Below are 26824 nucleotides of genomic sequence, written 5' to 3'. Positions count from 1 at the left end.
CGACCCGGAGTAAACAGATGAGTTCCATGGACATGGCGGCACCCTATCCTCGTGCCAACCCGACGCATAGCAAGGTCAAGAGTTCGGACTTCTCGCTGCGTGGACGTGTGATAACCGGCAGTATCGCAGCCGTTCTGCTCCTCGCCGGCATTGGCGGCTGGGCCGCTACGGCCAAGCTGTCGGGCGCCGTCATCTCCAGCGGTACCGTGCTGGTCGCCGAAAACGTCAAGATCATCCAGCACCCCGATGGCGGGGTGATCCAGGCCATCAACGTCCACAAGGGCCAGCATGTCGATGCCGGAGAGGTCCTGCTGCGTCTCGACGACGTGCAGATCCGCACCGAGCGCTCGATCATCATGGGCCAGCTGGCCGAACTGTCGGCGCGGCAGGCAAGGCTGATCGCCGAGCGCGACGCCGCCAGGGAAATCTCGTTTCCGCTCGATTTTCTCTCGACCTATCCCGACGCCATCCTGATCCTGCACGGCGAACAGCAGCTGTTCGAAAGCACGACCAGGAACCGCGAATCCCAGCGCGAACAGCTCCAGCTGCAAGTGTCGCAATTGGAGGAGGAAATCGGCGGCCTCCAGTTCCAGGCCACCGCCCTCGCCGACGAACTTGCACTCGCGCGCGAGGAACGCGACCGCATGGGCGCACTCTCCGAAAAGGGCCTGATCGAAGCCACCCGCCTCAATTCCGCCGATCGCGAGCTGGCGCGCATGCTCGGCTCCCAAGGCGAGCTGACCGCCAGCATAGCCCGCTCCACCGCCCGCATCAGCGAAATCAATCTGCAGATCCTGGCGATCGATGATGTTGCCTATACCGAGGCCCAGCGCGAGCTGCGTACCGTAACGGCCAACATTGCCGAGCTGAACGACCGCCTCGTGGCGATCGAGGATCGCCTGGACAGAACCCTGATCCGCGCCCCGGTGAGTGGCTCGGTCAACGAGCTGGCCGTGACCACCCTGGGCGGTGTCATCGGCTCGGCCGAACGCCTGCTCACCATCGTGCCCGACGATGCCGATCTCTCGATCGAGTTCCGCGTCGCCATCAACGATATCGACCAGATCCTGCCCGGCCAGGAAATAAAACTCCGCTTCAGCGCCTTCGACCAACGCACGACCCCGGAAATCCCTGCCGTGGTCTCACGCGTCTCGGCGGCCGCCACCAGCGATCCGCAGAGCGGACAGAGCTACTATGTCGCCGAGGCCAGCGTCACCGGCGACCTTTCGGTGCTCGGCAATCGCGGGCTCATTCCCGGCATGCCGGTCGAGGTCTTCGTCCAGACCCAGGAACAGGTCGCCATCGCCTATTTCGTCAAACCCTTCACCGATCAGATCTCCCGCGCCTTCCGTGAAGAGTAAGTACTACTGACATTCGGGTTAATCACATTTGCAAACTCACAAATAAAGGGAATTTACCGATCATTAATAAAGTCGTAGGCTCCGAAGTACGAGGAAAACGGGGGTTGCAGGCAAGTACTGCTTTTGTGCAATGAGGAAAGCAATCAGAGTCGCCATCGCCGATGACCATCCGGTTTTGCTTGCCGGCATGGTCTCACTGTTCTCCGGTAGCGATCGGCACGAGATCGTCGGTCAGGCCGACAGCGCCGACGCCAGCATGGAACTTGTCAGGACCCTTTCCCCTGATGTCATCATCATGGATCTGAGCATGCCGGGCGACGTGTTCCGGACCATTGCCCAGATCGGGGCGACTGCCCCGGATACCAAGGTTGTTGTCTTCACCGCCTATTGCAGCATCGAATCCGCGCTCAAGGCGCTCGATGCCGGCGCCACCGGTTTTGCTCTCAAGGGCAGCCCCTCTTCCGAACTTCTCGAAGCCATCGATACGGTCATGGCCGACCAGATGTTCGTCACCCGCCAATATGCCAGCCAGGTCATGAATGGCCTCCGCGACCGGGCGCGCCGACAGGCACTGGACGAGGCCGTCCGCCTCAATGTGCGCGAAAAGCAGATCGTTGGCCACCTCATGCAGGCCCGGACCAATCGCGAGATCGCCGCCGCGCTCCACATCAGCGAAAAGACCGTCAAACACTACATGACCGGCCTCATGCTCAAGCTCAAGGCACGCAACCGCGTGGAGGTCGTCATCGCCTCCCGACTGAGCCAGGAGCAGGCAGACGCCCGCTCGTGACCGGCACAAGAGCCGCGGAAACGCCGAGGCTATGCCTCAGCGGTTGCGCAGCATCAGATGCCGTTCCCAGGCAAAAGCCGTATCGACAATCGTATAGAGATCGTTGAGCCGCGGCACCCAGCCCAGCAGCATGCGCGCCTTTTGTCCGGTTGCCGTCACCGAGGCCGGATCGCCCGCCCGGCGTGGCGCTTCATTGACCCGGAACGGAACGCCGGAAATCTCGCGCACCGCGTCGATCACCTGCCGCACCGAGTACCCCTGCCCATAGGCGCAATTGATGGTGCTGCTTTCCATGCCGGCCCGCAAATGCTTCAGCAGCAAGGCATGCGCGGCGATAAGATCGGTGACATGGATATAGTCCCGTACGCCCGTTCCGTCCGGCGTGTCGAAATCGGTCCCGAAGATATCCATATGGTCCCGCTGCCCCAGGGCCGTCTGGCAGGCGACCTTGATCAGATGGCTTGCATGCGGCGTCGACTGCCCCGTACGCATCCCCGGATCGCCACCCGCCACGTTGAAATAGCGCAAGACACCAAAGGTCATGGGATGGGCGGCCGCCACGTCGGCCAGCATCCATTCCGTCATGAGTTTTGAACGCCCGTAGGGCGACATGGGGTTGAGCGGGCTCGTCTCAACCACCGGCTCAAGCCCGGTCATGCCGTAGACCGCGGCCGTCGAGGAAAAGATGAAATGCTTGATGCCGCCGCGCACCGCCGCATCGATCAGGTTGCGGGATGTCGCCGTATTATTGGCGTAATATTTGAGCGGATCGACCACGGATTCCGGCACCACGATGGAGCCGGCAAAGTGCACGATCTCGGAAATGTCGTGTTCCTCGATCAGCCGCCCGACCAGTGCGATATCTCCGGCATCGCCCCGCACGAAGATCGCCCTGCTGTCGATCGCCCAGTCAAAGCCGGTCACGAGATTGTCGAGCACCACGACCGTCTCGCCGGCATCGGCGAGGTTGAGCACCATGTGGCTCCCGATATATCCGGCCCCGCCGGTGACGAGTATCGCCATGTCGACCTCCCAAAGCGCTGCTGCATGTCTCCCGAGAATGGTCGCCGGCTTCGGAACAAAGACATGCGTGAAAACGAAGAGCTAAAGCGCAGGAAGCGAACCCCTGAGATCGCGACGCGCTGCAGATTCCACACCGACGATCACACCCATGACGCCGCCTGGGACGCAGGCAAGCCAGCGCGTCCATACCCATCCGTGCGCTCAAGCGACATCGCCGATTCCGTCGTTTTCTTTCCGCGGCTGCGCACCATTTCAATGAGATGCTCCTCATCCTGGCGCGAAATCGCAATCAGGTCGGCTCGCCGCAAGATGCGGAAATTGGCGCTATTGATCACGGCAATGGTCCCTCGGCGGACCAGGGCCTGAATGGAGCGACTGACGCTCTCCTCGGTGGTCGCGAGATAGGCGGCAAAGTCGCGCCGATTGATCGGCACACGGACGATGCCCGCCTTGCGATCCTGATCCGAACCGGCCAGCAGCTTCAGCATCATGAAGGTCGACACGCGTTCGATGACGCTCGTGCAGGCCAGGACGAGAATGCGCTCATGCGCTTCGTCGAGCTGGTGGAGGTTTTCCATGTGAATGAAGTGTTCGAGTTCGGGGTCTGCGACCAGTTGCGCTTCGAAAGCCGAACGCTCGAAGCAAGCAACAATCACACAACTCGCTGCCTCAATGGTAAATTCGGTGGCCACGCCAAAGATACGTCCAAAAAAACCGGGCGCTTCGATGACTCCGATAATATTGGACCGACCATCTGGCAGGAACGTTACCAGCTTGACTGCCCCCGAAACGACATAGCCGACGATGTCGTTCATGCCCGACTCGTATATCGTCTCGCCCTGCGAGAATTCACGCATCCGCCCTGAGGCAATCGACCGATCCGCCAGTCTTTTCAATGACAAAGGGAAATCGCTTCTATGGATAAACTGATGCGTCATTTCGCTCTCCTTGCCCCCTCAAGTGCAATTAGAGCCGAGCCAGTCGAAGCGTTCTATTCACGATGGTCGCACCAATATTCAGACAAAAGGCGCCAAGCCGAAATTGACGTTGGTCGCCTGCCGATCAGACCTTGGTCCGATCCGAAAGAAAAAGTTCAATTTGAAATCGATACAAATAGTCAAGCCGTTGATTTCTCGGGAATTTGAAACGCCGACACCGGCCGGCCACTTCACTATTTTGTGTCTTCGGATCGTACGGTTAGCGACCGGGTCAGGCCACTTGAGAGGGCATCAGCCCGCCGACGCCTCCTGAGCGATCAGCAGCGCACCAACCAGTCCGCTGTCATGGTTCAGTTCGGCCGGCACGACCTCTGGGCGGAAAAGCGGCGGTTCATCCTCAAGATGCCGGAGCACACGCAGCAGGTAGCCCGGCGCCAGCCCAATACTGCCGCCGACGGCCACGCGGTCTAGTCCCAGGATCGCGGTAAGATCCCCAATCAAGCCAGCGATAGCGGCAGCAGACCGATCCACGATGCCGTCAAAGCCACCATGTTCGAAAACCGAGCGCGCATCGGGCAGTCCCGCCGCCGCCGCGATCGCCCGTCCGCCCGCCACGCTCTCCACGGTTCCCAGGCGCCCCGAGCCACAACGCTGATCGCCAAGACGGCTCCCGGCAAAGCCGACATGCCCGGCCAGACCATTGCCGCTATCGATCAGTCTGCCGCCCAGAACCAGCCCTCCGCCAACCCCGGTCGAAACCGTCAGATAGGCAAAATTGTAGGTCCCGCGCCCTGCCCCCAGCCGCGCTTCTGCCAAGGCCGCGGCAGCGGCATCATTGACGCAATGCGCCCGATGACCAAACCGGCGGCGCAACGTGGCGCCCAGGGGCGCGGCGCTGATCCCCCGCAGGGTCCCGGTATTGATGGCATGCCAATCCCCTTGCCGGTCGACACGCCCCGTCACAGCGACGCCCAGGGCTTCGCCGTGACCATAGCCGAGCTCGGCGAGGAGGCCGGCGATCACCTCGACCTGCACGTCCATATCCGCGCCGGCATCGGTGGATGTCTGAAGCCGGGCCACAACCTGCCCGTCCTCGATCCGAGCCGCCGCCGTCTTGGTGCCGCCAAGGTCAACCGCAAAACCCGAAACGCTCATTTGGCGCCCCGAACGGCCGCGGCGAACCACGCGGTGACATGCTCGAGCCGCGTCAACGCGCTGCCCACCGTAACTGCATCAGCACCCGCTGCCATAGCCCGCGCCGCCAGTTCCGGCGTATTGATCCGCCCCTCCGCCATGACGAAGCCACCCAGTGCCTTGAAGGCAGCGATCAGGTCAAAATCCGGCCCCTCATGCCGGCCCTCTGTCTCAGCCGTGTAGCCGGAAAGGGTCGAGCCGAGCACCGATGCGCCGCCCAGAAGAGCAGCCTGCCCGTCTTCCAGCGTAGCACAATCGGCCATGGCCAGCCGCCCGCGCCCCAGAATGGCCGCCAATATCTCTTCCCGCGCACTGGGCCGTGCGCGGGGCGTCGCGTCATAGGCGATGATATCGGCGCCGGCATCAGCCAGCGCCAAAGCATCTTCCACCGTCACCGTGATCCGCACGGGGCTATCGGCAAGGTCCGTCTTGACGATGCCGATAATAGGCACATCGACCACCGGCCGCACCGCACGCAGATTGTCGACCCCTTCAATGCGCAGTCCGACCGCCCCGCCGGCCACGGCCGCCTGGGCCATGGCTGCAACGATCTCTGGCCGGTCCATGGGACCGTCGTCCACGGGTTGGCACGAAGCGACGAGGCCGCCTTTCAGCCGTTGCAGCACACTCATCTCAACGCCTCTCACGCAGCCCGATTCTTGAGGCCGACATCCTTCACGATGGCGCGAATCTTGTCGATGGTCGCCCCATCGAGCGGCTTGATCGGCGCTGTCATTGTCGCCGAACTCAGGAGGCCCACTTCGGCCATTGCCGCCTTGAAGGCGCCAACCCCCGCCGCGTCACCCGACCGTCCGGTCGAGCAGAAGACGATCTCGAACAGGCGATTGAGATAGTCCTGCTCGGCAATGGCCTCGTCGACCTTGCCCGCCTTTGCTGCCGCCCAGAGGCGGACATAGGCGCTGGCATCGACATTGGCGAGGCCCGGCACGGCACCATCGGCACCGATCAGCGCCATGGCGTCCACGACCACTTCATGACCGGTAAACAGCGCCAGCGGATGGCCCGCCGCCTCGTTCATGGCAATCAGCCGGCGGAAGCCGACATCGTCGCCCGAGGAATCCTTCACGCCGACGATGACCCCTTCCTTGCCCAGCTCAACCAGGAGCTTGGCAGAGAGCTTGCGATGCACGCGCACCGGAATGTCATATGCAAAGAGCGGCACATCGATCCCGGCGCGGATCAGGCGGAAATGGTCGGCCACCTCGGCCTCGTCATTGATCGTGTAGACCGGCGCCGTCGCGACGATAGCATCGGCCCCTGCCGCCACCAGCGCCCGTGCGCCCTCGGCAATGCGCGCCGCCGTCAAGTCTATGGCCCCGGCAATCACCGGCACTCGACCCGCCGCCGCCTTGCTGACGGACTTCACGATTTCAACGCGGTCGGCATCGGTGAGATAGGCCACCTGCCCCGTCGATCCCAGCGCGAAAATGCCATCGACGCCCGAGACGATCAGATGCTCGACGAGCTTTTCGAGGTCACCATAATTGATGCTGCCATCGGCATTGAGCGGCGTGACAATGGGAGGAATGATGCCCTGATAGATGTGCTTGGTCATGGTCTTTCTAGGTCTCAGATCGAGAGAGATGAGGGTTGGGAGTTAGTTTTCTGCGCCTGCAACAGGCTCGGCGCCGCTTCGAGCAGCGTGCGCGTATAGTCCTGCGAAGGATTGGAAAGGACCTGGCTGCCCGGTCCGAATTCGACGACCTTGCCGTGCCGCATCACCGCAATATCGTCGGCGATATAGCGGACGGTCTGGATGTCATGGGAGATGAACACCATGCCCAGCCCCAGCTCGCGCTTGAGGTCCTGCAGCAGGTTGAGGATCTGCGCCCGCACCGAAACGTCAAGCGCCGAAGTCGGCTCATCGGCGACGATAACCTCGGGCTCCAGCGCCAGTGCCCGGGCTATGGCGACACGCTGCCTCTGCCCGCCCGAAAGCTGCGCCGGAATGGCATCGAGCACCGATTGCGGCAGGCCCACCAGTCCCACGAGCTCCGCCACCCGCGCCCGCCGGCTCGCCGCATCGCCAATGCCATGCACTTCCAGGGGATCAGTCAGCGCATCGCGCACCAGCATGCGCGCATTGAGCGCCGTCGCCGGGTCCTGAAATACCACCGACACAACCCGGCCAATGCGCTTCCGTGTCGCCGCATCAAAGCGGCGAACAACTTCCCCGCCGAACAGCACCTGCCCGGCGCTCGGTTCGATCAGCCCGACTAGCACCTTCGCCGCCGTCGACTTGCCCGATCCGGACTCGCCCACAATCCCCAGTGTCTGCCCCCGGCGCACCGAGAGCGAAACCGTATCCACGCCACGCAGAACCTGCGGCTTGAAGAGCGAAGAGCGGGTGCGAAAATCGACAGAGACCTCGCGCAGTTCAATAACGGGCGTGCTCATCGGCCAGCCTCCAGCGCTACGACAGCTTCGTCTTCAGGATGGGCGGCATAAAAATGGGTGGTTCCCGCCACCTGCCGCATCACCGGCGTCACCCCGGCATTGCGTTTGGGATCAGACGAACGCGGCGCAAACCGATCCCCCTTGGGGAATTCGCGCGGCGAGGGCACCACACCCCTAATCTGATGCAGGCGCGACGCCCCTGCCTCGATGCTGAGCACCGCGCCGAGCAGGCCCCGCGTATATTCGTGGATCGGCTGGGTAAGAATATCCCGGCTACTGCCCTGCTCCACCAATTGGCCCGCATACATCACGGCAATGCGGTGCGAGATTTCGGCCACCAGCGCCAGGTCATGCGACACGAACAGCATGGCAAAGCCCAGCTCTTCACGCAGGCGGTTGAGCAGTTCCACCACCTGCTTCTGCACCGTCACATCGAGCGCCGTCGTCGGCTCATCGGCAATCACCAGCTTGGGATTCCGCGTCAGCGCCATCGCGATCAGCACACGCTGCCGCTGCCCGCCCGAAAGCTCATGCGGATAGGAGTTCAGCGTCCGCTTGGGATCGAGCCCAACCAGCTCCAGCAAGTCCTCGGCGCTACGCGTACCGCCACGCGAGGTCAGCTGCTTCATCTGCGAGCGGATCAGCATGGCCGGGTTCAGCGACGACAGGGCATCCTGATAGATCATGGCAATGCCCTTGCCGCGCAGCCCATTGCGCTGCCGCTCGGTCATGGTAAGCAGGTTCTGCCCCTCGAAAAGGATCTCGCCCTCAATCTTCGCCCGCGGATCGAGCAACCCCATGATGGCAAGCGAAGTAATCGACTTGCCGCACCCAGACTCGCCGACCAGTGCCATGGTTTCGCCCGGCCGCACGCTGAACGAAACATCATCCACAACATTGACCGAGCCATGCCGCGGAAACGCGATGCTGAGATTGCGCACTTCAAGCAGCGGCGCCTCGCCACCGGTATAGATCAGCCGATCCGTGCGCGTGCTTTCCACGCCGCGTAACTGTGCCAGCCGCTCTTCCAGCGAAACCACCGGCGCTGCAGATGCCACAACCTTTGGCGCTTCCGCCCGATCGATCGCCGCCTCGACAGCTGCAGCATTCACCTGCGTCCGGCTCCGCGGTGCCGCCATGGCGTCCGTCATACCCTCAGCCAGAATATTCAGCGCCAGCACCGTCGTCGTGATCAGCGCACCGGCAAAGAGCGTCGGCCACCAGCCACCCGACATCACCAATTGCCGGCCCGAAGCCATCACATTGCCCCAGGACGGCTCTGGATCAGGCACGCCGGCCTGGATGAACGACAGCGACGCTTCAAAGACGATCGCATCGGCCACGAGCACCGTGGCAAAGACCAGGATCGGTGCCAGGCAATTGCGCGCCACATGCCGGATCAGGATGCGCGGCGTCGAAGCGCCCATCACCCGCACGGCCGCAACATAGTCCTCGCCGAACTGCCCGATGATATTGGCGCGGATGACCCGCGTGAGCTGCGGCGTATAGAGAAACGCGATGGTTAGGACGAGCACCGGCAGCGACTGCCCAAACACCGTCACCAGCATCACCGCCAGCGCAATGCCGGGAAACGACATGACCATGTCGAGGCAGCGCATCAGCACTTCAGCGACCCATTTGTGCGCCGTGGCCGTAATGGCGCCCAGCACGGAAGCCGCCAGCAGCGCCACACCGGTCGCCGCCAGCCCGATCACCAGCGAAGAACCCGCGCCATGCACGAGCCGCGAAAACACATCGCGCCCCTGCCGGTCCGTCCCGAACCAGTGCACCGCATCCGGCGCCGCCGGACCGCGCGTCAACCCCGTCGCCAGCGGATCGAATGGCGCGATGAGGGGCGCGAATACCGCCATCAGCGCGACCACGACCAGCAGGCCCAGCGCAATTTTGGACGTCATCGACAGATGCCGCAGACCCATGAGCCGCATGCCCGGCACGGAGAGTTTTTGAGTAGTTTCGGTCCTGATCATCAGATCGTCCTGATACGCGGGTTGACCAGCACGTAGAGCAGGTCGACGACGACATTGATCACGACAAAGGCGAGGGCCACGGTGAGGGTCACGCCCTGCACCAGGTTGGGCTCGTTATTCGTCACGCCGTTCATGATCAGCATGCCCATCCCGTTGATATTAAAGATGATCTCGATCACCACGGCGCCCCCCATGAGGTAGCCGATCCGAAGACCAAGCACGGTAATCGGGGTAATCAGCGCATTGCGCAGCACATTGCGTCCGACGACGACATAGCGCGGAATGCCCGCCCCCAGCGCCGTACGCACATAGTCCCGGTCCAGTTCTTCCACGACCGCTGTCCGCACCACGCGCGAAAGCTGCCCGATGACCGGCACGGCCAGCGCCACCGCCGGCAGCAACATGCGATAAAACCAGCCGCCAAAGTCCTCGGTAAGAACCGGCAGCTTGCCCGAGGTCGGCAGCATGGAAAAAATCCCGACCTTGTTGCCCAGCAACTGGATCAGCAGCACGGCCAGCCAGAACGACGGCGTCGAGAGCGAGGCGATAGAGAGCACCCGGATCACCTGGTCCGGCCAGCGATCGCGATAAATGGCCGCGACGACGCCCAACACCAGCGACCCCACAACTGCAAAGATCAACCCTAGAAAGGTCAGCTGCAGCGTCACCGGAAAGGCTCGCACCACCTCGTCAATGACAGGCAATTGCCGCGCCGAATAAGTCCCGAGATCGAAATGAGCCAGCCCCGTCACAAAGCGCACATAGCGGGTGAGCAGCGGATCATCGAGCCCATGTTCGAGCCGATATTCCTGCCGCGCCTCGATAGAAGCTCCCTCGCCCAAAGCGGTAATGGCCGGGTCGATCTTCGAAAACGACATGACGAAGAAAACGAGAAAGGTGATCCCGAGGATCATGAGCGGCAATTGCACAAGGCGCCGCCCGATCAAGTTGAGCACTTTTGACATATCGACTGGCCCGCTTTGCGAATTGCGATTGGCAGAAGGCCGCCTGGGCACCGGGGGAGAACATCCGGCGCCCAGGCAGTTTGGCGCCTATTCCTTGACGCCAACACCGAGGAAGGAGAGGCCGGTGGTCGGCACTGGCGCAAAGCCTTCAAGCTCGTCGGCATTCCATGCCGTCGGCAGCTGGCGGTGCAGCAGCGGATAGAGCGGCACCTCTTGCGAAAGCAGATCGAAGGCTTCGTTCCACTTGGCCTGCTGCTCATCACCCGACAGGCGCTGCGCCTCCGAGAGAAGCGCGGTCAGCGCCTTGTAGCCTTCGCTTTCGGCCCAGCGGTAACGCGTGGTCGGCCAGACATTGTCGCCATACCACCACTGCATCAGGATATCGGGGTCGTTGCCGAACACCGACGGATCACCCGGGGCAATCATCACCTGCATTTCGCCGGCATCGACCTTGCCATATTGGCCGCCCGACTGCCCGATATCGAGCGTGGTGTTGAACCCGACCTGATCAAGGGATTCCTTGATGATCGGCGCCACATCCTTCACCCAGCCATGATCCGTGCTCATCAGCGTGATGTCGAGCTCCGGCGTACCGGCTTCGGCAAGCAGCGCCTTGGCCTTTTCCGGATCATAGCCATAGACCACCGCGGCCTCATGGTAGTTCGGATGCGTGGCCGGCAGGAATGAGGTCGCCGCCACCGCATTGTCGAGCATGCCGGTGCCGATGATCTTGTCCATGTCGAGCGCATAGAAGAACGCCTGGCGCACGCGGACGTCGTCGAACGGCTCAGCCTGCGTGTTGAACATCGCAAACAACAGGCCGAAGGACTGCGCCTTTTCAAGCGTCGAGGTGGCCGCTACGGCGTCGACGTCGATATAGGGCACGTCTTCGATAGCCATCACCGTACCCGAAGAGAGCGCATTGACGCGCGCACTGGGGTCGGCAATCAGGTTCCAGACCATGTCCTTGGCCAGCGCCGGGCGCGGACCGGTATAGGCATCATTGCGCTCGAAAACGATCTGCGCTTCCGGCGTCGCCGAAATCAGCTTGTACGGACCTGAACCAATCGGCTGCTTGCCAAAGGCATCAGCATCCGCCTCGACCGCAGCCTTCGGCACGATTTTCACCGAACCCAGACGCTCGTTGAACAGCGAGAACGGGAATTTCGTGGTGATTTTCACCGTATCGGCCGACACCGCCTCGACCGTGTCCACAAAGGCCACGAACGAGCGGAACAGCGACTTGGATTCCGGATCAAGCACGCGCTCGAACGAGAACACCACGTCATCGGCCGTCACCGGCGTACCATCGTGGAAAACCGCGCCATCGCGCAGCTTGATCGTATAGGTCAGCCCATCTTCGCTGACCGGCATTTCCGCAGCCAGAGCCGCGTAAGGCTCACGGGTCACCGGATCGAGGTCCACAAGACCTTCGAACAGGTGCCAGTTGACCCCGACCGTAACGGCGCCCGAGGCGCTCATCGGGTCAAACGTACCCGAAAGACCGTAGGCAATCGCTGCCTGGATCGTCGCATCGGGATCAATGCCTTCCGGCACGTCCTGAGCATAAGCATTGGCTCCCAGCATCCACATGGACGCAAAGGCACCTGCCGCAAGGCAAAGTGCACGCCGTGAAATTCCAAAACCCTTAACACGCATGATTACGACCCTCCAGTTGACATCAGACGTCTGATGTCTTCTAGAGATTAACGACGCCCTGCGCAACCCCTCTTGTTTCGCCGGGCCAAACCGCCAAAACTGCGGCGCAGCCCGTGGGGCGACAAGTAAAGGAATCGGGGATGAACGGTCCTGCCGAGCTGACCAGCAATGAATCTCGGATGCGTCGCAGCACCACCGCCGAAGAGATCAAGCGCTTGATTCTATTGCGGGGCCTGCATCCGGGCGACCCCATCCCCACCGAAACCGAGCTTTGCCAGGAGCTGGGTGTCTCGCGCTCCTCGGTGCGCGAAGCCATCCGCACCCTCGCCACCCTCGACATCGTCGAAGTGCGCCACGGCACCGGCACCGTCGTCGGCCAGATGAGCCTTGCCCCGCTGGTCGAAACCCTGGTTTTTCGTGGCGTTCTCTCGCCCGGCGACGATCTCGCGGCCCTGCGCGACGTGGTCGACCTGCGCCGATCCCTCGATCTCGCGTTGACGGACGATGTGGTGGAAGCCCATTCGGGCCAGGTCGACGAAGAAATCCCGCATCTCGTCGAGCAGATGCTGACCAGCGCCGAAAACGGCAAGGCCTTCCTCTACGAAGACCGCCAGTTCCACACGAGGCTGCTTGCGCCCCTCAAGAACCAGCTCGCCGGCCAGTTGGTCGCCGCCTTCTGGGATATTCATACCGCGGTGCTTCCGCGCCTTGATCTGGCCCTGCCGGCCGATCTGCGCCAAACCGCCAAAGCCCACAGCGACATGTACGCCGCCGCACGATCAGGCGACGGCGACGCCTATCGCAAGGCCGTAGTGGATCACTACCAGCCCCTCTTGCGCATGCTCAAAAGCCGCTCGGAAGGCGGGCGCGGCTAACTGCTGCGAATTGCGCACCACCACCTTTACCCCAAACACCGAACGTCATCCTCGGGCTTGGCCCGAGGACACTTCACTTGGCCATGGCCCAGCAAGTGCAAAGCCCTCGGGTCAAGCCCGAGGGTGACGATCTGCAGGGGTGATGGCTTGAGTGAGGGACGGCGCCCCCTAGATCTCCACCTCAACCGCCTCATCAAGCTGCCACAGCACCCCATCTTCAGCGTTCTCGGCCTTCCACATAATCATGCCAAACTGCGCCGGTTGATCAAAAACCGTCAGCCCCGCGTGCCACACATCCTGCCCGATGCAGATCGCATCCTCAGGCCCGGCAACAAATGCCAGCGCCCCACCCAAATCCGGCTCCCCACTCGCCATCTTGGGCGCCACCAGCACAAGCCACCGCCCCGCCTTGATCGGCACAAAACTCTGCGTCGAATGCGGATGCCGCTCGAGTGCAGCAACCCGCACCGCCCCTTCCACCGGCTTGGGGCAGAGAATGGTGAAGGCATGCGCGCCCGGCACATCGCCCTTTTCCATCACCTCGGGAAAAGCCCGCGCCTTGCCATCCGCGGCATCAAGCACTGTTGCATAGGGAGCGAGCGCCCCGGCATCCACCGGCCGAGCCTTGAGAACGAGAGTCATAACAAGTCCTAGTTGAGACGTTTGAAACCAGCGTGGCACACCGGGCCACGCAAAAGCGAACCGACATCCCGTCCCGCCTCGCATTCAGCGATAAGCGCGAAGACGGGATCGAGCGCATCGAAATAACCATCGACGATCTCAGGCGTATGGGCGACGGAGGTATAGACGCTGGTCGCCGCCAGATAGCCCTTGTCGAGCATTTCCTGGCTGATCAGCGTCTTGTAGGCGGCAGCATTCGCCCCCTTGAACGCGAACCCGGTCAGCGCCGGCAGACCCGACGTCGAAATATCGAGCCCATGTTTTGCCGCCAGCTCCCGCCAGCGCCGGGTAATATCCCGGCCAATCCCGGTAATGACCTCCCAGGACTGCGTCTGCGCCATCACATCAAGCGTCGCCAGCGCCGCCGCCGAGCCAATCCGCTCGGTCCAGAAGGTCGAGCTGATAAAACTGTTCTGCGCCGCTTCCATCACCTCGCGCCGCCCGATCACGGCCGTCACCGCATAGCCATTACCCAGCGCCTTGCCGAACACGGCCATGTCGGGATCGACACCATAGAGCTTGTGCAGCCCGCCAAAACTCTGACGAAAGCCGGATGTGCACTCGTCAAAAATGAGCACGATGCCATTAGCCGTCGCCAGTTCGCGCACCTTCTTGAGAAAGTCCGGCGACGGATCAAACGTCCGCGCCACCTCCATCATGATCACGCCGATCTTGCCGGTCGCGATCAGCGCCTCAAGCGCCGCAATATCATTGAAGCCGAACGGAAAGACGGTACCCCGCAGGTTCCTCGGCACACCCTGCGGATCGAGCCCCGGCAACAGATGCCCCGCAAGGCTATCGTCCTCCCCGAGATTGGACGCCAGATACCAATCGTGCCAGCCATGATAGCCACAAATGGCAACGCCATCCCGCCCCGAAGCCGCCCGCGCGATGCGGATGGCCACCGCATTGGCCTCCCCGCCCGTCCGCGCAAAGCGCGCCATATCGGCCCAAGGATGCAGCTCCACCAGTCGCTCGGCCAGTTCCACTTCTTCGGGCGCATTGAGCGTCGACATATTGCCCCGCATCACCGTGGTGACCACTGCCGCGTCGACCCGCTCGTCCCCATATCCGAGCGTATTGGCCCCCACGCCCATGATCGTCATATCGATCAGTTCGCGCCCATCAAGATCCCAGATCCGGCAGCCTTTTGCCTTGCTGAAATAGGCCGGCCATTGCTCGGGCAGGAACATTTCCGGACGCTTCGACAGCAGCATATTTCCGCCCGGTATCAGCCGTTTGGCCTTGTTCCAGAGATCCTGTCCCGTCCCCACAAAATCCTCCTCTTGCGCTTTAGTTATATTGTTATCAGTGTAACATGATAGTTCAAGGCAAAAGGGAGCAGCGCCATGTACGATTTCACGCCCACCGATCTCGACCAGCGCATCTGGGCGGAGGAACTGGACGGCTTCGTACCGGATCGCGTCTTTGACGTGCACACCCACATCTATCGCTGGGCCTTCAACCTCAATCCCGACAAGGAGACCGGCCCCTACGCCCCCAGCATCGGCCGCTATTTCCCCGAAGTGACGACCAAACTCGCCGACGAAATCGACGCCGCCCTCCTCCCCGGCCGACAGGTCGAACGCCTGGCATTCCCCTTCCCCTTTGCCGGCCAATGCGACTTCGATGGCTCCAACACTTACGTCGCCAATGAAACCGCCAGGAGCGCAGATTCCGCCGCCCTGATGCTGGTCCATCCCGGCATGAGCGAGGGTGAAATCCTCGCCACGCTTAAGCGCACCGGCGCCATCGGCCTGAAACCCTATTTGGTCTACGCCACGAGTGCCGACCGCACGGAAGCCGGGATTACCGACTTCCTCCCCGAGCACCAGATCGCCCTCGCCGATCGCCTCGGCCTCATCGTCATGATGCATCTCTCCAAGCGCCGGGCCATTTCGGACCCCGACAACATCTCGGAAATGCTGCGCCTCAGCGGAAAATACCCGCGCGTGCGCTGGATACTCGCCCACTGCGCCCGCTCCTATTCCGCCTGGGCCATCGAGAAAGCCGCCGCGAACCTACGCGGTCTGCCCAATGTCTGGTACGACACCTCCACCGTCTGCGAAGCCGATGCGCTCGACGCGCTCTACAATGGCGCCGGCGTCGACCGCGTGATGTACGGCAGCGACGACATGATCGGCCCCATGCGCGGCAAATACATCGCCTTCGGCTTTGCCTGGGCCTTTCTCTCCGAAACCAATCACCAGCTTTCGCTCGGCCATTGCGATAGCCGCATGACCTATATCCGCTACGAGCAATTGCGCGCCATGAAGCGCGGCGCCCGCCAACTGGGCCTCAGCACCGCACAGCGCGAAGCCCTCTTCCACGACACCGCCCGAGGCCTCGTGGATGCCGCGCGGAACGACGTCCGCGCCTTCATGCGTTCATGATTTCGGGAATAAGCGCCTGCGCTGCCCGGCGTAGCGCCGGCACTTCGGCCGCATCGATCGAGCCATAGGGCATGCGCAAGCGCGTGCCCACATCGGCCCAGCCTCCAATAGACGCCAGCAGCTTGTCGAGCGCCGCGTTGGAATAGCCGGCCTGGGCAAAGGGCAGGATATGCTCGGTGATGAAGGTGCGGATACGGCCCTCCCATTCGAGCGCCGTGTCGAGGTCGCCCGCCATCATGTCGGTCCAGCGCTGCGCACCGCGCGGCGAGAGGCAAGCAATGTTGGAAAATGCCCCCGCCGCCACGCCTTCCCGGACACCTGTCGCCAGATGATGCCCCGGCACAAATACAGCCAGATGCTGCAGGTGCCGTCGCGCCTCGGTATAGAACGTCTCGCCCACAAGGCTCAATTTGGTGGCAGTAACGGCAGTACCCGCCGTCGCCACCGAGATATCTGACGGCGCCAACACGCGCTTGGCATGCGGCGGATTGTAGAGCACCAGCTCGGTGTCTTCAGCGGCCTCCGACGCCCGCAGCAGAAAAGCCCTGGCCTCCTCGTTGGACACTGGCCACCAGTCGGGCAGGATGACCTGAATGGCACGCGGTCGCAGCGCCGCAGCGCGGCGAACTCGAGCCAGCTGCAAGACGGGATCGGTCTGGCTGGCGCCGATCATGAAGCTCATCCCCGCCGCCCGACATTTCTCTGCCAGCAGCGCCTGGATGGCGTCGAACTCGGCCTCGGTCTGCGCATAGAATTCCGAGGCCGTGCCATTGGAATAAATGCCGTCCACCCCGGCCGCGATCAGCACATCGATCGCCTGGGCCAGACGCACGATGTCGATGCTCTCATCCGCATTGATCGGCAACAGCAGCGAGGCCCAGTTGCCGGAAAGGCGAGGCTTTCGATTTTCGTTCATCTCGGCCTCGCCCAACATTCTCTAGATCGCGTCGAGGAAATTGACGCCCGTCAGACCGCGTTCCGCCTTGAATGCACGGAACTCGGCCTTGAGCTTTTCTTCCTCGGCCTCGGTGTAGAAATTGCCAAACGGCTTGCGGCAATAGCCGGCATCCGCCCCCTGCCAGGCCATGGCCCGCTTGATCGCTGCAATCGGATTGCGCGCCAGCGTGAAGAAGATCACGGCATTGCCCACTTCCTGCAGCGCCTTGGCCTTTTCCATATCGCCGGCCGCCACCGCCGCATTCAGCGCCAGATAGACCTCGGGGATGGAATTGTAGAAGCTGCCGATAATGCCATCGGCACCAAAGGCGAGGCCCGACATGGCCATCTCGTCGGCACCCGAATAGATGATGAAATCCGACCCGATCTCGGCCTTGATCCGCATGATCTCGTGATGCGTCGTCGCGGTATACTTGATGCCCTCGACACCGGGAACATCGGCCAGCTTCTTGATCAGGTCGAAGCCAAACAATCCCGCCAGCGGCACGTTATAGGCGCACATCGGCAGCCCGGTCGAAGCGGTGATGTCGGTATAGTAGGAAACGATCTGATCCTGCGAAAAACCCCAATAGAAGGGCGGCACCGAAGAGAGCGCATCCGCGCCCACCTTCTCGGCGTGCTTGGCCAGATCAATGGATAGGTTCGTGCTGATCGCCCCGATATGGGCAATCACCGGCACCCGGCCCTTCACCTCATCCGTCACCACCTCAAGCGCCCGCTTGCGCTCTTCGGGCGACATCATGAAAGCCTCGCCGGTGCTGCCGGTCACGTAAAGCCCGTCGACACCGCGGTTGATAAGAAAGTCGACAACGGCGCGCATGCGCCCCTCGTCAAAATTCTCGTTCTCGTCGAACGGGGTAACAAGCGCAGGCAACACGCCCTTGATTTTGGAAAGTGCGGACAATTCCGTCTCCGGGTTGAAAGGTCAGGCCGAAAGGACGACGGGCTCTTCCGTCGCTTCCGGCAAATCGATGAGATGGCAGGCGGCAAAGTGCTCGTGCCCGCCGGTGTGATAGCGCTTGAGCGGCGGCACCACGGATTTGCAGACGTCCTTGGCGTAGCGGCAGCGCGGATGGAACGGGCACCCCGAGGGTGGATTGACCGGGCTCGGCACGTCCCCCTGCAGAACGATGCGCTCGCTCTTCTTGTCGAGATCGGCCACCGGAATGGCCGACAGCAGCGCCTCGGTATAGGGGTGGAGGTTATTGGCAAAAAGGTCCTCGGAGCGACAGAGCTCCACGACCTTCCCGAGATACATCACCGCCACCCGGTCACAGATATATTCGGTGACGCTGAGATCATGCGTGATGAAGATATAGGTGAGCTTGCGCTCATCCTTGAGTTTCATCAAAAGCTGCAAAACCTGCGCCTGGATCGACACGTCGAGCGCCGACACCGCCTCGTCGCAGACGATCAGCTCCGGCTCGATGCTCAGTGCCCGCGCAATGCCGATACGCTGCCGCTGCCCGCCGGAAAACTCATGCGGATAGCGATCCATATATTCGCGCCGCATGTTCACCGCTTCGAGCAGATCGCCGATGATTTTCCGGCGCTCCTCCCGCGATTTCACCCCATACTTCTTCAGCGGATCTTCCAGCGACCCAAAGATCGTGAAAGCCGGATTGAGCGAGGAATGCGGGTCCTGAAACACGATCTGCAAGCGCTTCCGAAACGGCACCAGCCCCGCATTGTCGAGCTTGGTCAGGTCCGATTCCTCGTCCTGCGGCGAGCGATAGACGATCTCGCCCTCGGTCGAGCGCACCAGTTGCAAAATGGTCTTGCCCAGCGTGGTCTTGCCACAGCCGCTCTCACCCACCAGCCCCAGCACTTCCCCGCGATAGACGTCGATATCGACGCCATCGACAGCCCGCACATGGCCCACCGTGCGCTTGAACACGCCCGCCTTGACCGGGAAATGCGCCTTCACCCCGCGCAGGCGCAGGATAACGTCCTTGTTCTCAGCCATTGGGGACCAGCTCCTTGTAGCGCCAGCACATGACCCGATGGGTCGGCGTAATATGGGTTTCCTCGGGCATGGTCTGGCACTGCGCCACCGCGAAGTCGCAGCGGTCGGCAAACTGGCAGCCCTTGGGGCGGTTGAGCGGATCGGGCGTCGACCCGCGAATTGCCTTAATGTCCTGGTTCTTGCCCTTGCCGAGCACCGGCACCGAGGCGAGCAGCGCCTTGGTATAGGGATGGGTCGGCTGGCGCAGAACCTCGTCCACCGTCCCCGCCTCGACAATATTGCCCATATACATCACGGCCACATCGTCAGCGAGTTCGGCCACCACGCCCATGTCATGGGTGATCAGCATGATCCCCGTGCCATGCTCGCGCTTGAGCTTGTCCATCAGCTCAAAGATCTGGGCCTGAATGGTCACGTCGAGCGCCGTCGTTGGCTCGTCGGCAATCAGCACCTTTGGGCTGCAGGCCATGGCCATGGCGATCATGGCGCGCTGCCGCATGCCGCCCGAATAGCGGTGCGGAAAGTCGTTCACCCGCTTTTCCGGCAAGGCGATGCCCATTTCCTTGAGCAGCGAAATCGCCTTCTGATGCGCCGCCTGCCCCACCATCTTCATATGGTATTTGAGGCTTTCCTTGATCTGGAAACCCACCGAATAGACCGGGTTCAGCGCCGTCATCGGGTCCTGGAAGATCATGGCGATCTCGGCCCCGCGAATGCGCCGCATATGCCGCCCGTTCTTTTCGAGCGCATGGAGCGGAATGTCGCCGCGGTCGGCGTGATAGATGATCTCGCCCTGCTCGATCCGCGACAGTGTCGGCAAGAGCTGCATGATCGAGGCGGCGGTCACGGATTTCCCGCAGCCGCTCTCCCCCACGATGCACAGCGTCTTGCCCTTCTTGATATCGAAGGACACCCCGTTGAGCGCCTTGTTGCAGCGATTGTTCGTATAGAAGAACGTTTTGAGATCGCGCACGCTGATGGCGATGTCTTGAGTAGCGGTCATCGCATCACCCCTGCTGGCTCGGATCGGTCGCATCGCGCAGACCATCGCCGATGAAATTGACGCTCAGCACGAAGAGCGAGATCACCGTGCCCACCGGCAGCCAGATCCACCAATTGGTCTGCAGCACGCGAATGTCCTGCGCCACGTTGAGAATATTGCCCCAGGTCGGAATGGAGAGCGGCACGCCGAGCCCAAGGAAGCTCAAACCCGCTTCCTGCAGAATAAAGGCCGCCGTCGAGAGCGTGATATTGACCATGATTGGCCCCAGCGCATTGGGCAGCATGTGCTTGTAGGCAATCAGCGGCCGGCTGAGCCCAAAACTGCGCAGCGCCAGCACATACTCTTCTTCGCGGAGGCTCAGCATCCGCGCTCGCGCCATACGATAGATGCCGCCCCATCCGGTGAGGGTAAAAATCAGCATCAGGTTGACCAGCGACTGGCCCATGATCGAGACCAGCATCAGCACGAGGATGATCTGCGGAAACGACATGAAGATTTCCGAGACGCGCATCGCCAGCGCATCGAGCCAGCCGCCGACATAGCCGGTATAGACGCCGATCAACACGCCGATGATCGCGGCCAGGACAGCGCTTCCCAGACCCACCAGAATGGAAATCCGGCCGCCATAGAGCACACGCGCGAAGAGATCGCGCCCCGTCCGGTCGGTACCGAACCAATGCTCCCAGCTCGGCGCCTGCAGCATGCCGCGCAGGTCGATCTTGTTGGGATCATAGGGCGTCAGCAGCGGCGCAAAGATCGACGAGAGAATGATGATGGCAAAGACGATAAGGCCAAAAACGGCAAGGCGATTGTTGAGGAATTTCTTGACCGCACGCGAGCCGCCGCCGGACTTGGCAAGACCGGCTTCTTCACGGGCGCGGATGCGGTCAAACTGCGCATCGAGCCGGGTGCGGCGGCGTGTGGTTGGGTAAGTGGGGCCTGACATGGACTATTCTCCCAGCCGCACGCGCGGATCGATCACCGCGGTCAGAATATCGACGATGAGGCTGGCGACGAGCACCGCCATGACCGAGAGCAGCGCGATGGTCATCACCACCGGATAATCCTGCGAGCGCACGGCGGAGATGAATTCATTGCCGATCCCCGGCCACTGAAACACCTGCTCGATGATCACCGAACCGCCGATGAGAACCGGCAGGCGGAAGCCGATGAGCACCACAACAGGGGTCAGCGCCACGCGAAACCCGTGCAGCAGATTGACCCGCCATTCCGGCAGGCCCTTGGAGCGGGCCGTCTTGATGAAATCGCGGCTCAGCGCATCGAGCATGGACGAACGCGCATAGCGCATCACGCCTGCCGTCAGCATGATAGAGAGCACCATGGCCGGCATCACCATATGCGGCAGCCGGTCCCAGAGCGTCACATAGCCGGGCATGGAGCGGCCGCCGACCGGGAACCATCCCAGGTTCAGCGCAAAGATCGAAATGGCAACGAGACCGAAGAAGAATTCGGGGATCGAGACGCCAAGCATGCCGATAACGGTGAGCGCGCTATCGGTCTTGCTGCCCCGCTTGAGGGCACTGAGAACGCCGAGAAGGCTGCCGATCAGGGTCGAAAAGACCAGTGCTACCGCCGCCAGTTCCAGCGTCGCCGGCAGGCGCGTGGCAATGATATTGGCAATGGGCACACCACCGCTCATCGAGTAGCCGAAATTGCCCTGCAGGAGATTGGTGAACCACGACCAGAACCGCACATGGAACGGCTGTCCGAGCCCCAGCGATTGACGCAGGGCTTCGAGCTGGGCCGGATTCATGCTGCCCGCGGCATCGGGATTGATCATGTGGGAGACAGCGTCTCCCGGCGTGAGTTCAAGTCCCAGATAGACCAGGAAGCAGATGACAAAAGCCATCGGGATCAGGATCAGGACGCGCCTGATTATGTAGGTCAGCATGGTGTCTGGCCAATCCCCGTCAATAAAAGGAAAAAAGACGTGGGAGCATCGGCATTTCTGCCAATGCCCCCACAGTCAGGGTCACTTCGTCGGATGCGGGAACTGGTTGATCCAGAGCATGCGGGTATAGGGAATGTCGATCGGGTGGACATTCATGTAGTCGAGGGCCTGAAGGCCCGGCACGTCGCCGGCCGCCTTGGTGTAGCCGAAGTCGGCCTTCTGGGCCTGGGCATTGACCAGGAGGTTACCGTCATTGTCGCTCGAAGGACGGGCGATGATCTGCTCGATCTTCGGCGTGCCCTTGTGATAGCCCTCGAAGGGAACGAGCGTGGTGTAGTCGTTCATCACCACTTCATCGATCTTGAACGGGCCCGAGCCGATCGGCTTCTGCCAGAACGGCGCCTGCTGCAGCGTTACCGGATCGACACCTGCGAAGTGCTTGGACGGCAGCGGTGCAAACTGGCTGAAGGTCAGCAGCACATTGGGGTCGAGCGTCGAGAACTTTACCGTCACGGTATTGCCCTCGGCACTGACGCCAGCCAGCGTTTCGGCTTCGCCCTTGATAAAGGCATCGGCCCCTTCGATCTTCTTCAGCGTCGACTGCACCACCGGATGGGTGACCGGGAACTTGGCCGCCGCGCCGATCGACCAGACAATGTCTTCGGCCGTGATCGGTGCACCGTCATGCCAGGTCAGACCGTCCTTGAGCGTGAAGGTGAAGGTCAGCCCATCTTCACTGATCTCATAGGTGTCGGCCATTTCGCCGCCAATCGGGGTCAGCGCGCCATCAGCCTCGAGCACGGTGTCGAAGGCGAACTTGTTCGCGACCCAGATACCGAGATTCTGCCACGGCACTTCGAAGAACTGCGCCGGGCCGGCATTGGTGTAGAGCACACCCTTGCCCGAAGAGTCGGGATCGATCGTCCAGGTCTCGACGCCCCAATTGTAGTTGTACTGCTCGTTGCCATAGGGGGCATCATTGCGGTGCAGGCGGTCGCTCTCATAGGTATAGAGCTGCTGATAGTAGAGGGGGACCTGGTACACACTCTCATTGATGATGTGTTCCATCTCGAAGTAGCCCTCACGCTGCACTTCGGGATCGGTCGTGCCGTTCACCTTGGCGACGAGCTCGTTCATCCGCGGAATGTTCGGGATCATCGGCTTGAGGCCATAGGCGTAGCGGTTGAAATATTCCTGCAGGGCCAGCGCGGCGCGGGCGCCGTAGAGCATGTCCCAGGTCACCTTGGACGGCCCGTTCACCGGATCATCTGGCACGACGGCGATTTGCGAAGCAACGTCGCCTTCAACCAGGCGGTAGTTCATGGTGATGCCGACATCGGCCAGATAGGCCTGGAGCGCGGCCATCAGGTCGGCGGTCGCCTGGTCGGTATAGTAATAGACGACATCGAGTTCGCGGCCTGAATCCCAGCCCGCTTCGGCCAGAAGCGCACGCGCCTTGTCCGGATCGTAGTCGTAGTGGATGAGATCGGTCGGCTTGTTCGGACCATCCGGAAGCATGCCAATGGCACGAACGGCCTGGCCTTCAAAAATGGTCTCGATGATGGTGTCCATGTCGATGGCGTAGGCAATAGCCTGGCGCACGCGCGGATCGGACAATGGGTTCTCATTGATCGGCTGGGCCAAAGCGGCACCGATCGCGGTCGTCGACATCAGCGCGGCAAGGCCGACGGCGATGAGTTTCTTGAATTGCATCTGCGTTCCCCTGTTATGAAACTTGTTCAATTTGGTCCGGGCCGAATCCCCACTCGGTGACGCCGGACGGTCGCGGTCTCCACACCGCGACGAGTTAAAGACCCTGGATCACACCTCCGAATTCTGGCTGCCGTCCCCGATCGGGGTCAGCACGTGATTGACGTAGATCGCGTAATTACGCGTCAGGTGTTTCGTCAGGATGGTGACAGCGGCCTCCGCGTCATGCGCGATGATGGCCTGGACCACACCCTTGTGTTCGTCATTGCTGCGCCGGTTGTGGCTCACGACATCCTTCGGCCCCGGCCGCGACATCATCAGCCCGCCCACGAACGCATCGTGCAGCGCCACGAAGATAGGATTGCCCGGCACTTCCGCCAGCGCCCGGTGAAATTCCACGTCGGCAATCCGGAAGGCAGGCAAGTCGTCGAGCGCCTTGTCACCCTTCTCGATAGCCGCAACCATCTTGCCGATCTGGGCCGGCGTCGCCGATTGCGCCGCATAGCGGGCAAGGCTCGTTTCGAGAAACAGCCGCGCCTGCTCCATATGTGCACCACCCTCGGTGCCCCTGAAGAACAGCCCCGAAGCCGCCGAAATACTGCCCATGAGCTGGGTCAGCGTGGGATAGGCGACCCGTGGTCGATATCCCTTGCGCAGCTCCACCAGCCGCATGCCTTCGAGACGCTTCACCGCCTCGCGGATCGTCGTCCGGCCCACGCCGAAGCGCTCGCAAAGATCACGCTCGGAGGGAAGCATCGCCCCCACTTCAAGAATGCCCGCATGCACTTCTTCCGCCAGCATGCCAGCGATTTCAGCCGCCCCCAAAGTCACCGCTTCCTCCTCATGGTCGCGCCTTACACGCAACCACGAACCTGAATTTGGTGTCAAATTATTCATCTTTGGTCGACCAAAACCGCTAGGAACGTTGAAAGAATTGAGCTTTGGCGCTTCAGGAGACGCCATTTTCGACATAAATGACGGCACTCCTGAAAAAATTGTTTCACAAATTAGCGCAGAATGTCTGTTTTGCGAAAGATTGTTCTATCTTTCTCGGGAATTTCGGCCCAACACCCTCGTTAAGCCGCTAAAACCGTTATTGACACCCTAAGCTATCTCATTAACATAACAACATAGTTTTTTGGAGTGTCAAGCGGCATTCATAAATTGCGCTTGATCCGAGGGATGGGGATCGAATGAAGAGGGTTCTGATTATCGGCAGCGGCGGCATTGGTCGCAGGCACCTGCGCGGCTATGCGGCGACGGGGCGGGCGAGCCTCGCCATCGTCGAGCCGCACCCCGAGCGCCGCGCCGAGGCCGAAGCGATGTTCTCGCTCGTCGGCAGCTATGCCGATCTCGATGAAGCCGACCTGTCGTCCTTCGACCTCGCCGTCATCTGCGCCCCGGCCCATCTGCATGTACCGCTCATGCTCAAATGCGCCGCGGCAAAGCTCCCCTTCATGGTCGAAAAGCCCCTCGCCGTGACCATGGATGGAGTCGACGCCGCGCTCGATGCTGTCGAAAGCGCCGGCATCCTTGCCAGGGTTGGCTATATCCGCCGCATCGCCCCCGAAGTGCTAGCAGTCCGTCAGCAAATCCATGACGGAAAGATCGGTTCGCTAAAGCTCGCCTACGTCAATTCCTCGCAGGAATTTCCCAAGTACCGCCCCGACTTCCAGCGCACCTATTACGCCCGTCCTGAGATGGGCGGCGGCGCAATTCTCGATGCCGCCAGCCACACATTCGATATGCTGATCTGGCTCATGGGCCAGCCCGTCGCCGTCGGCGCCATGTATGATCGGCTGGTTCTTGAAGGCACCGAAACCGAGGATACCTGCCTCGTAAACATCTGTTTCGAAAACGGCGCCATGGCCAATGTGACCATCAACCAGTTCCAGAAACCCAATATAAATCAGGCCTCTTTCATCGGCACATCAGGCAATCTCTTCCTCGAACACTCCGTCCTCAGCTTTGCCGATGACGACAGCGGCCAGTGGAAAGATCGCCACGACTACATGGACGGCCTCGTCCCGACCGAGGCCCATCAGGCCCGCTTCACCATCCAGGCCAACGCCATGCTCGACGCGCTCGAAGGCAAACCCTGCCACCTCGCAACGCTCGGCGAAGCCCGCCAGAACCTCCAGATCGCCCTTGCCGCCAAGAAGTCCTGGCAAGACCGCGTCATCGTCTCGATAAACCGCTGAGGCCGAACATGTTTTCTCTTGAAGGCCGCAGCGTCCTCGTCGCCGGCGGCGCCGGCTATCTCGGCACTCCCGTCTGCCTGCTGCTCAAGGCGCAGGGCGCCAATGTCATCATCGCCGACCGCGATATTGAGCGTCTCGAAATCGCCCGCACCACGGTTGCGGCAGCGCCCGGCACCGGCGGCGTCGCCACCCTGCCCCTCGACATGGCCGACGAAGCCTCGATCCTCGGCTGCGTCGACGGCGCCACCATGGCCTTCGGCAATCTCTCCGGCCTCATCGCCGCCACCGCCTTCAATTCCGGCAAGACCTTTGATGCCCTCGACGCCGATACCTTCGACCTCGCCAACCGCATCAACCTGACCGGCACCTTCCTCCTCGCCCGCGCCGCGGCAGGCAAGATGGCCCCTGGCGGCGCCATGGTGCTCTACTCTTCCATGTACGGCGTCGTCTCGCCCGACCCGAAAAACTACCCCGGTAAAATGGCCCCCAACGCCATCGAATACGGCGTCGGCAAGGCCGGCCTCAACCAGATGGTGCGCTACATGGCCGGCCACTATGGCCCGAAGAATATCCGCGTCAACGCGCTCTATCCCGGCCCCTTCCCGCATGCCGCCGTGCAGGAAACCCATCCCGATTTCATCGCCAATCTCGAAGCCGAAACCATGCTGGGTCGCATCGGCCGCCAGCATGAAACCGCCGGCGCCGCCGTATTCCTCGTTTCCGAAGCTGCCTCCTACATTACCGGCCAGGTGCTGGGTGTAGATGGTGGCTGGACCGCCTGGTGACCTCC

General features: G+C 61.8%; 26 protein-coding genes. 7 read left to right on the top strand and 19 right to left on the bottom strand.

The genetic code is table 11. The features are described from left to right. The first annotated feature begins 17 nt into the window (after positions 1-17). Both ACSQ2A_RS10445 and ACSQ2A_RS10440 read left to right on the top strand, forming a co-directional pair. Positions 18-1361: an HlyD family type I secretion periplasmic adaptor subunit gene (locus ACSQ2A_RS10445; protein ID WP_436072175.1), complete on the top strand. Its 1344-nt coding sequence runs from the start codon at positions 18-20 to the stop codon at positions 1359-1361. Between the two features lie 130 nt (positions 1362-1491). Next, entirely contained in the window at positions 1492-2151 is a 660-nt protein-coding gene (locus ACSQ2A_RS10440; RefSeq protein WP_295415199.1) for a response regulator, read from the top strand. A gap of 36 nt (positions 2152-2187) precedes the next feature. Here the strand turns inward: ACSQ2A_RS10440 and galE are convergent, their stop codons facing one another. Next, positions 2188-3174, bottom strand: a complete 987-nt coding sequence (gene galE, locus ACSQ2A_RS10435) for a UDP-glucose 4-epimerase GalE (RefSeq protein WP_295415200.1) — start codon at positions 3172-3174, stop codon at positions 2188-2190. 140 nt (positions 3175-3314) lie between these two features. Then, a complete protein-coding gene (locus ACSQ2A_RS10430) occupies positions 3315-4112 on the bottom strand; it encodes a Crp/Fnr family transcriptional regulator (protein WP_436072174.1) in 798 nt (265 codons plus the stop codon). On the opposite strand from ACSQ2A_RS10430, the gene ACSQ2A_RS10425 reads away from it, so the two are divergent. After that, positions 4092-4319: a hypothetical protein gene (locus ACSQ2A_RS10425; RefSeq protein WP_295415202.1), complete on the top strand. Its 228-nt coding sequence runs from the start codon at positions 4092-4094 to the stop codon at positions 4317-4319. The genes ACSQ2A_RS10430 and ACSQ2A_RS10425 overlap by 21 nt on opposite strands. A gap of 84 nt (positions 4320-4403) precedes the next feature. On the opposite strand, the gene ACSQ2A_RS10420 is transcribed toward ACSQ2A_RS10425, so the two are convergent. The 7 genes from ACSQ2A_RS10420 to ACSQ2A_RS10390 form a co-directional block, all read right to left on the bottom strand. Further along, positions 4404-5267 (bottom strand): ROK family protein, encoded by an 864-nt coding sequence (locus ACSQ2A_RS10420; RefSeq protein WP_436072173.1) that lies wholly within the window; start codon positions 5265-5267, stop codon positions 4404-4406. Beyond that, complete coding sequence (locus tag ACSQ2A_RS10415) at positions 5264-5938, bottom strand: N-acetylmannosamine-6-phosphate 2-epimerase (RefSeq protein WP_436072172.1); 675 nt, start codon at positions 5936-5938, stop codon at positions 5264-5266. The genes ACSQ2A_RS10420 and ACSQ2A_RS10415 overlap by 4 nt, the downstream gene beginning before the upstream one ends. 11 nt (positions 5939-5949) lie before the next feature. Then, positions 5950-6882: a dihydrodipicolinate synthase family protein gene (locus ACSQ2A_RS10410; RefSeq protein ID WP_436072171.1), complete on the bottom strand. Its 933-nt coding sequence runs from the start codon at positions 6880-6882 to the stop codon at positions 5950-5952. A gap of 14 nt (positions 6883-6896) precedes the next feature. Continuing rightward, positions 6897-7724, bottom strand: a complete 828-nt coding sequence (locus ACSQ2A_RS10405) for an ABC transporter ATP-binding protein (RefSeq protein WP_436072170.1) — start codon at positions 7722-7724, stop codon at positions 6897-6899. After that, a complete protein-coding gene (locus ACSQ2A_RS10400) occupies positions 7721-9712 on the bottom strand; it encodes a dipeptide/oligopeptide/nickel ABC transporter permease/ATP-binding protein (protein WP_436072169.1) in 1992 nt (663 codons plus the stop codon). The genes ACSQ2A_RS10405 and ACSQ2A_RS10400 overlap by 4 nt, the downstream gene beginning before the upstream one ends. Beyond that, on the bottom strand, positions 9712-10677 hold the full coding sequence (locus ACSQ2A_RS10395; RefSeq protein WP_295415208.1) for an ABC transporter permease: 966 nt from the start codon (positions 10675-10677) through the stop codon (positions 9712-9714). The genes ACSQ2A_RS10400 and ACSQ2A_RS10395 overlap by 1 nt, the downstream gene beginning before the upstream one ends. An 87-nt stretch (positions 10678-10764) precedes the next feature. After that, entirely contained in the window at positions 10765-12270 is a 1506-nt protein-coding gene (locus ACSQ2A_RS10390) for an ABC transporter substrate-binding protein (RefSeq protein WP_436072168.1), read from the bottom strand. A gap of 206 nt (positions 12271-12476) precedes the next feature. On the opposite strand from ACSQ2A_RS10390, the gene ACSQ2A_RS10385 reads away from it, so the two are divergent. Next, positions 12477-13211, top strand: coding sequence for a FadR/GntR family transcriptional regulator (locus ACSQ2A_RS10385; protein ID WP_436072167.1), 735 nt, complete (start codon positions 12477-12479; stop codon positions 13209-13211). Positions 13212-13379: 168 nt separating this feature from the next. Here ACSQ2A_RS10385 and ACSQ2A_RS10380 read toward each other — a convergent pair whose 3' ends face one another. After that, on the bottom strand, positions 13380-13853 hold the full coding sequence (locus ACSQ2A_RS10380; RefSeq protein WP_436072166.1) for an ureidoglycolate lyase: 474 nt from the start codon (positions 13851-13853) through the stop codon (positions 13380-13382). 8 nt (positions 13854-13861) lie between these two features. After that, positions 13862-15166, bottom strand: coding sequence for an aminotransferase class III-fold pyridoxal phosphate-dependent enzyme (locus ACSQ2A_RS10375; protein ID WP_436072165.1), 1305 nt, complete (start codon positions 15164-15166; stop codon positions 13862-13864). A gap of 75 nt (positions 15167-15241) precedes the next feature. Between ACSQ2A_RS10375 and ACSQ2A_RS10370 the strand changes: the two genes are divergently transcribed. After that, positions 15242-16285, top strand: coding sequence for an amidohydrolase family protein (locus ACSQ2A_RS10370; RefSeq protein WP_436072164.1), 1044 nt, complete (start codon positions 15242-15244; stop codon positions 16283-16285). Here ACSQ2A_RS10370 and ACSQ2A_RS10365 read toward each other — a convergent pair. The 8 genes from ACSQ2A_RS10365 to ACSQ2A_RS10330 all read right to left on the bottom strand — a co-directional run bounded on the left by ACSQ2A_RS10365 (position 16272) and on the right by ACSQ2A_RS10330 (position 24664). Beyond that, positions 16272-17201: a dihydrodipicolinate synthase family protein gene (locus ACSQ2A_RS10365; protein WP_436072163.1), complete on the bottom strand. Its 930-nt coding sequence runs from the start codon at positions 17199-17201 to the stop codon at positions 16272-16274. The genes ACSQ2A_RS10370 and ACSQ2A_RS10365 overlap by 14 nt on opposite strands. A gap of 21 nt (positions 17202-17222) precedes the next feature. Continuing rightward, complete coding sequence (locus ACSQ2A_RS10360) at positions 17223-18146, bottom strand: dihydrodipicolinate synthase family protein (protein WP_436072162.1); 924 nt, start codon at positions 18144-18146, stop codon at positions 17223-17225. A 21-nt stretch (positions 18147-18167) separates the two neighbouring features. Then, the gene (locus ACSQ2A_RS10355; protein ID WP_436072161.1) at positions 18168-19208 is read right to left on the bottom strand and encodes an ABC transporter ATP-binding protein; all 1041 of its coding nucleotides are present in this window, start codon (positions 19206-19208) and stop codon (positions 18168-18170) included. Then, positions 19201-20211, bottom strand: a complete 1011-nt coding sequence (locus tag ACSQ2A_RS10350) for an ABC transporter ATP-binding protein (protein WP_436072160.1) — start codon at positions 20209-20211, stop codon at positions 19201-19203. The genes ACSQ2A_RS10355 and ACSQ2A_RS10350 overlap by 8 nt, the downstream gene beginning before the upstream one ends. A 4-nt stretch (positions 20212-20215) precedes the next feature. Further along, positions 20216-21157, bottom strand: coding sequence for an ABC transporter permease (locus ACSQ2A_RS10345; RefSeq protein ID WP_436072159.1), 942 nt, complete (start codon positions 21155-21157; stop codon positions 20216-20218). Between the two features lie 3 nt (positions 21158-21160). Continuing rightward, on the bottom strand, positions 21161-22123 hold the full coding sequence (locus ACSQ2A_RS10340) for an ABC transporter permease (RefSeq protein WP_436072158.1): 963 nt from the start codon (positions 22121-22123) through the stop codon (positions 21161-21163). Between the two features lie 81 nt (positions 22124-22204). Further along, positions 22205-23836: an ABC transporter substrate-binding protein gene (locus tag ACSQ2A_RS10335; protein WP_436072157.1), complete on the bottom strand. Its 1632-nt coding sequence runs from the start codon at positions 23834-23836 to the stop codon at positions 22205-22207. Positions 23837-23944: 108 nt separating this feature from the next. Further along, positions 23945-24664: an FCD domain-containing protein gene (locus tag ACSQ2A_RS10330; protein WP_436072156.1), complete on the bottom strand. Its 720-nt coding sequence runs from the start codon at positions 24662-24664 to the stop codon at positions 23945-23947. Between the two features lie 362 nt (positions 24665-25026). Here ACSQ2A_RS10330 and ACSQ2A_RS10325 point away from each other — a divergent pair, with 362 nt between their 5' ends. Next, complete coding sequence (locus tag ACSQ2A_RS10325) at positions 25027-26034, top strand: Gfo/Idh/MocA family protein (RefSeq protein WP_436072155.1); 1008 nt, start codon at positions 25027-25029, stop codon at positions 26032-26034. 8 nt (positions 26035-26042) lie between these two features. Then, a complete protein-coding gene (locus tag ACSQ2A_RS10320; protein ID WP_436072154.1) occupies positions 26043-26819 on the top strand; it encodes an SDR family NAD(P)-dependent oxidoreductase in 777 nt (258 codons plus the stop codon). The last annotated feature ends 5 nt before the right edge of the window (positions 26820-26824 follow it).

This window comes from Devosia sp. LjRoot3 (assembly GCF_964252865.1).
Classification (GTDB): Bacteria; Pseudomonadota; Alphaproteobacteria; order Rhizobiales; family Devosiaceae; genus Devosia.
Note: the sequence above shows the minus strand (reverse complement) of the source record. Positions and strands in the feature narration are given on the sequence as shown.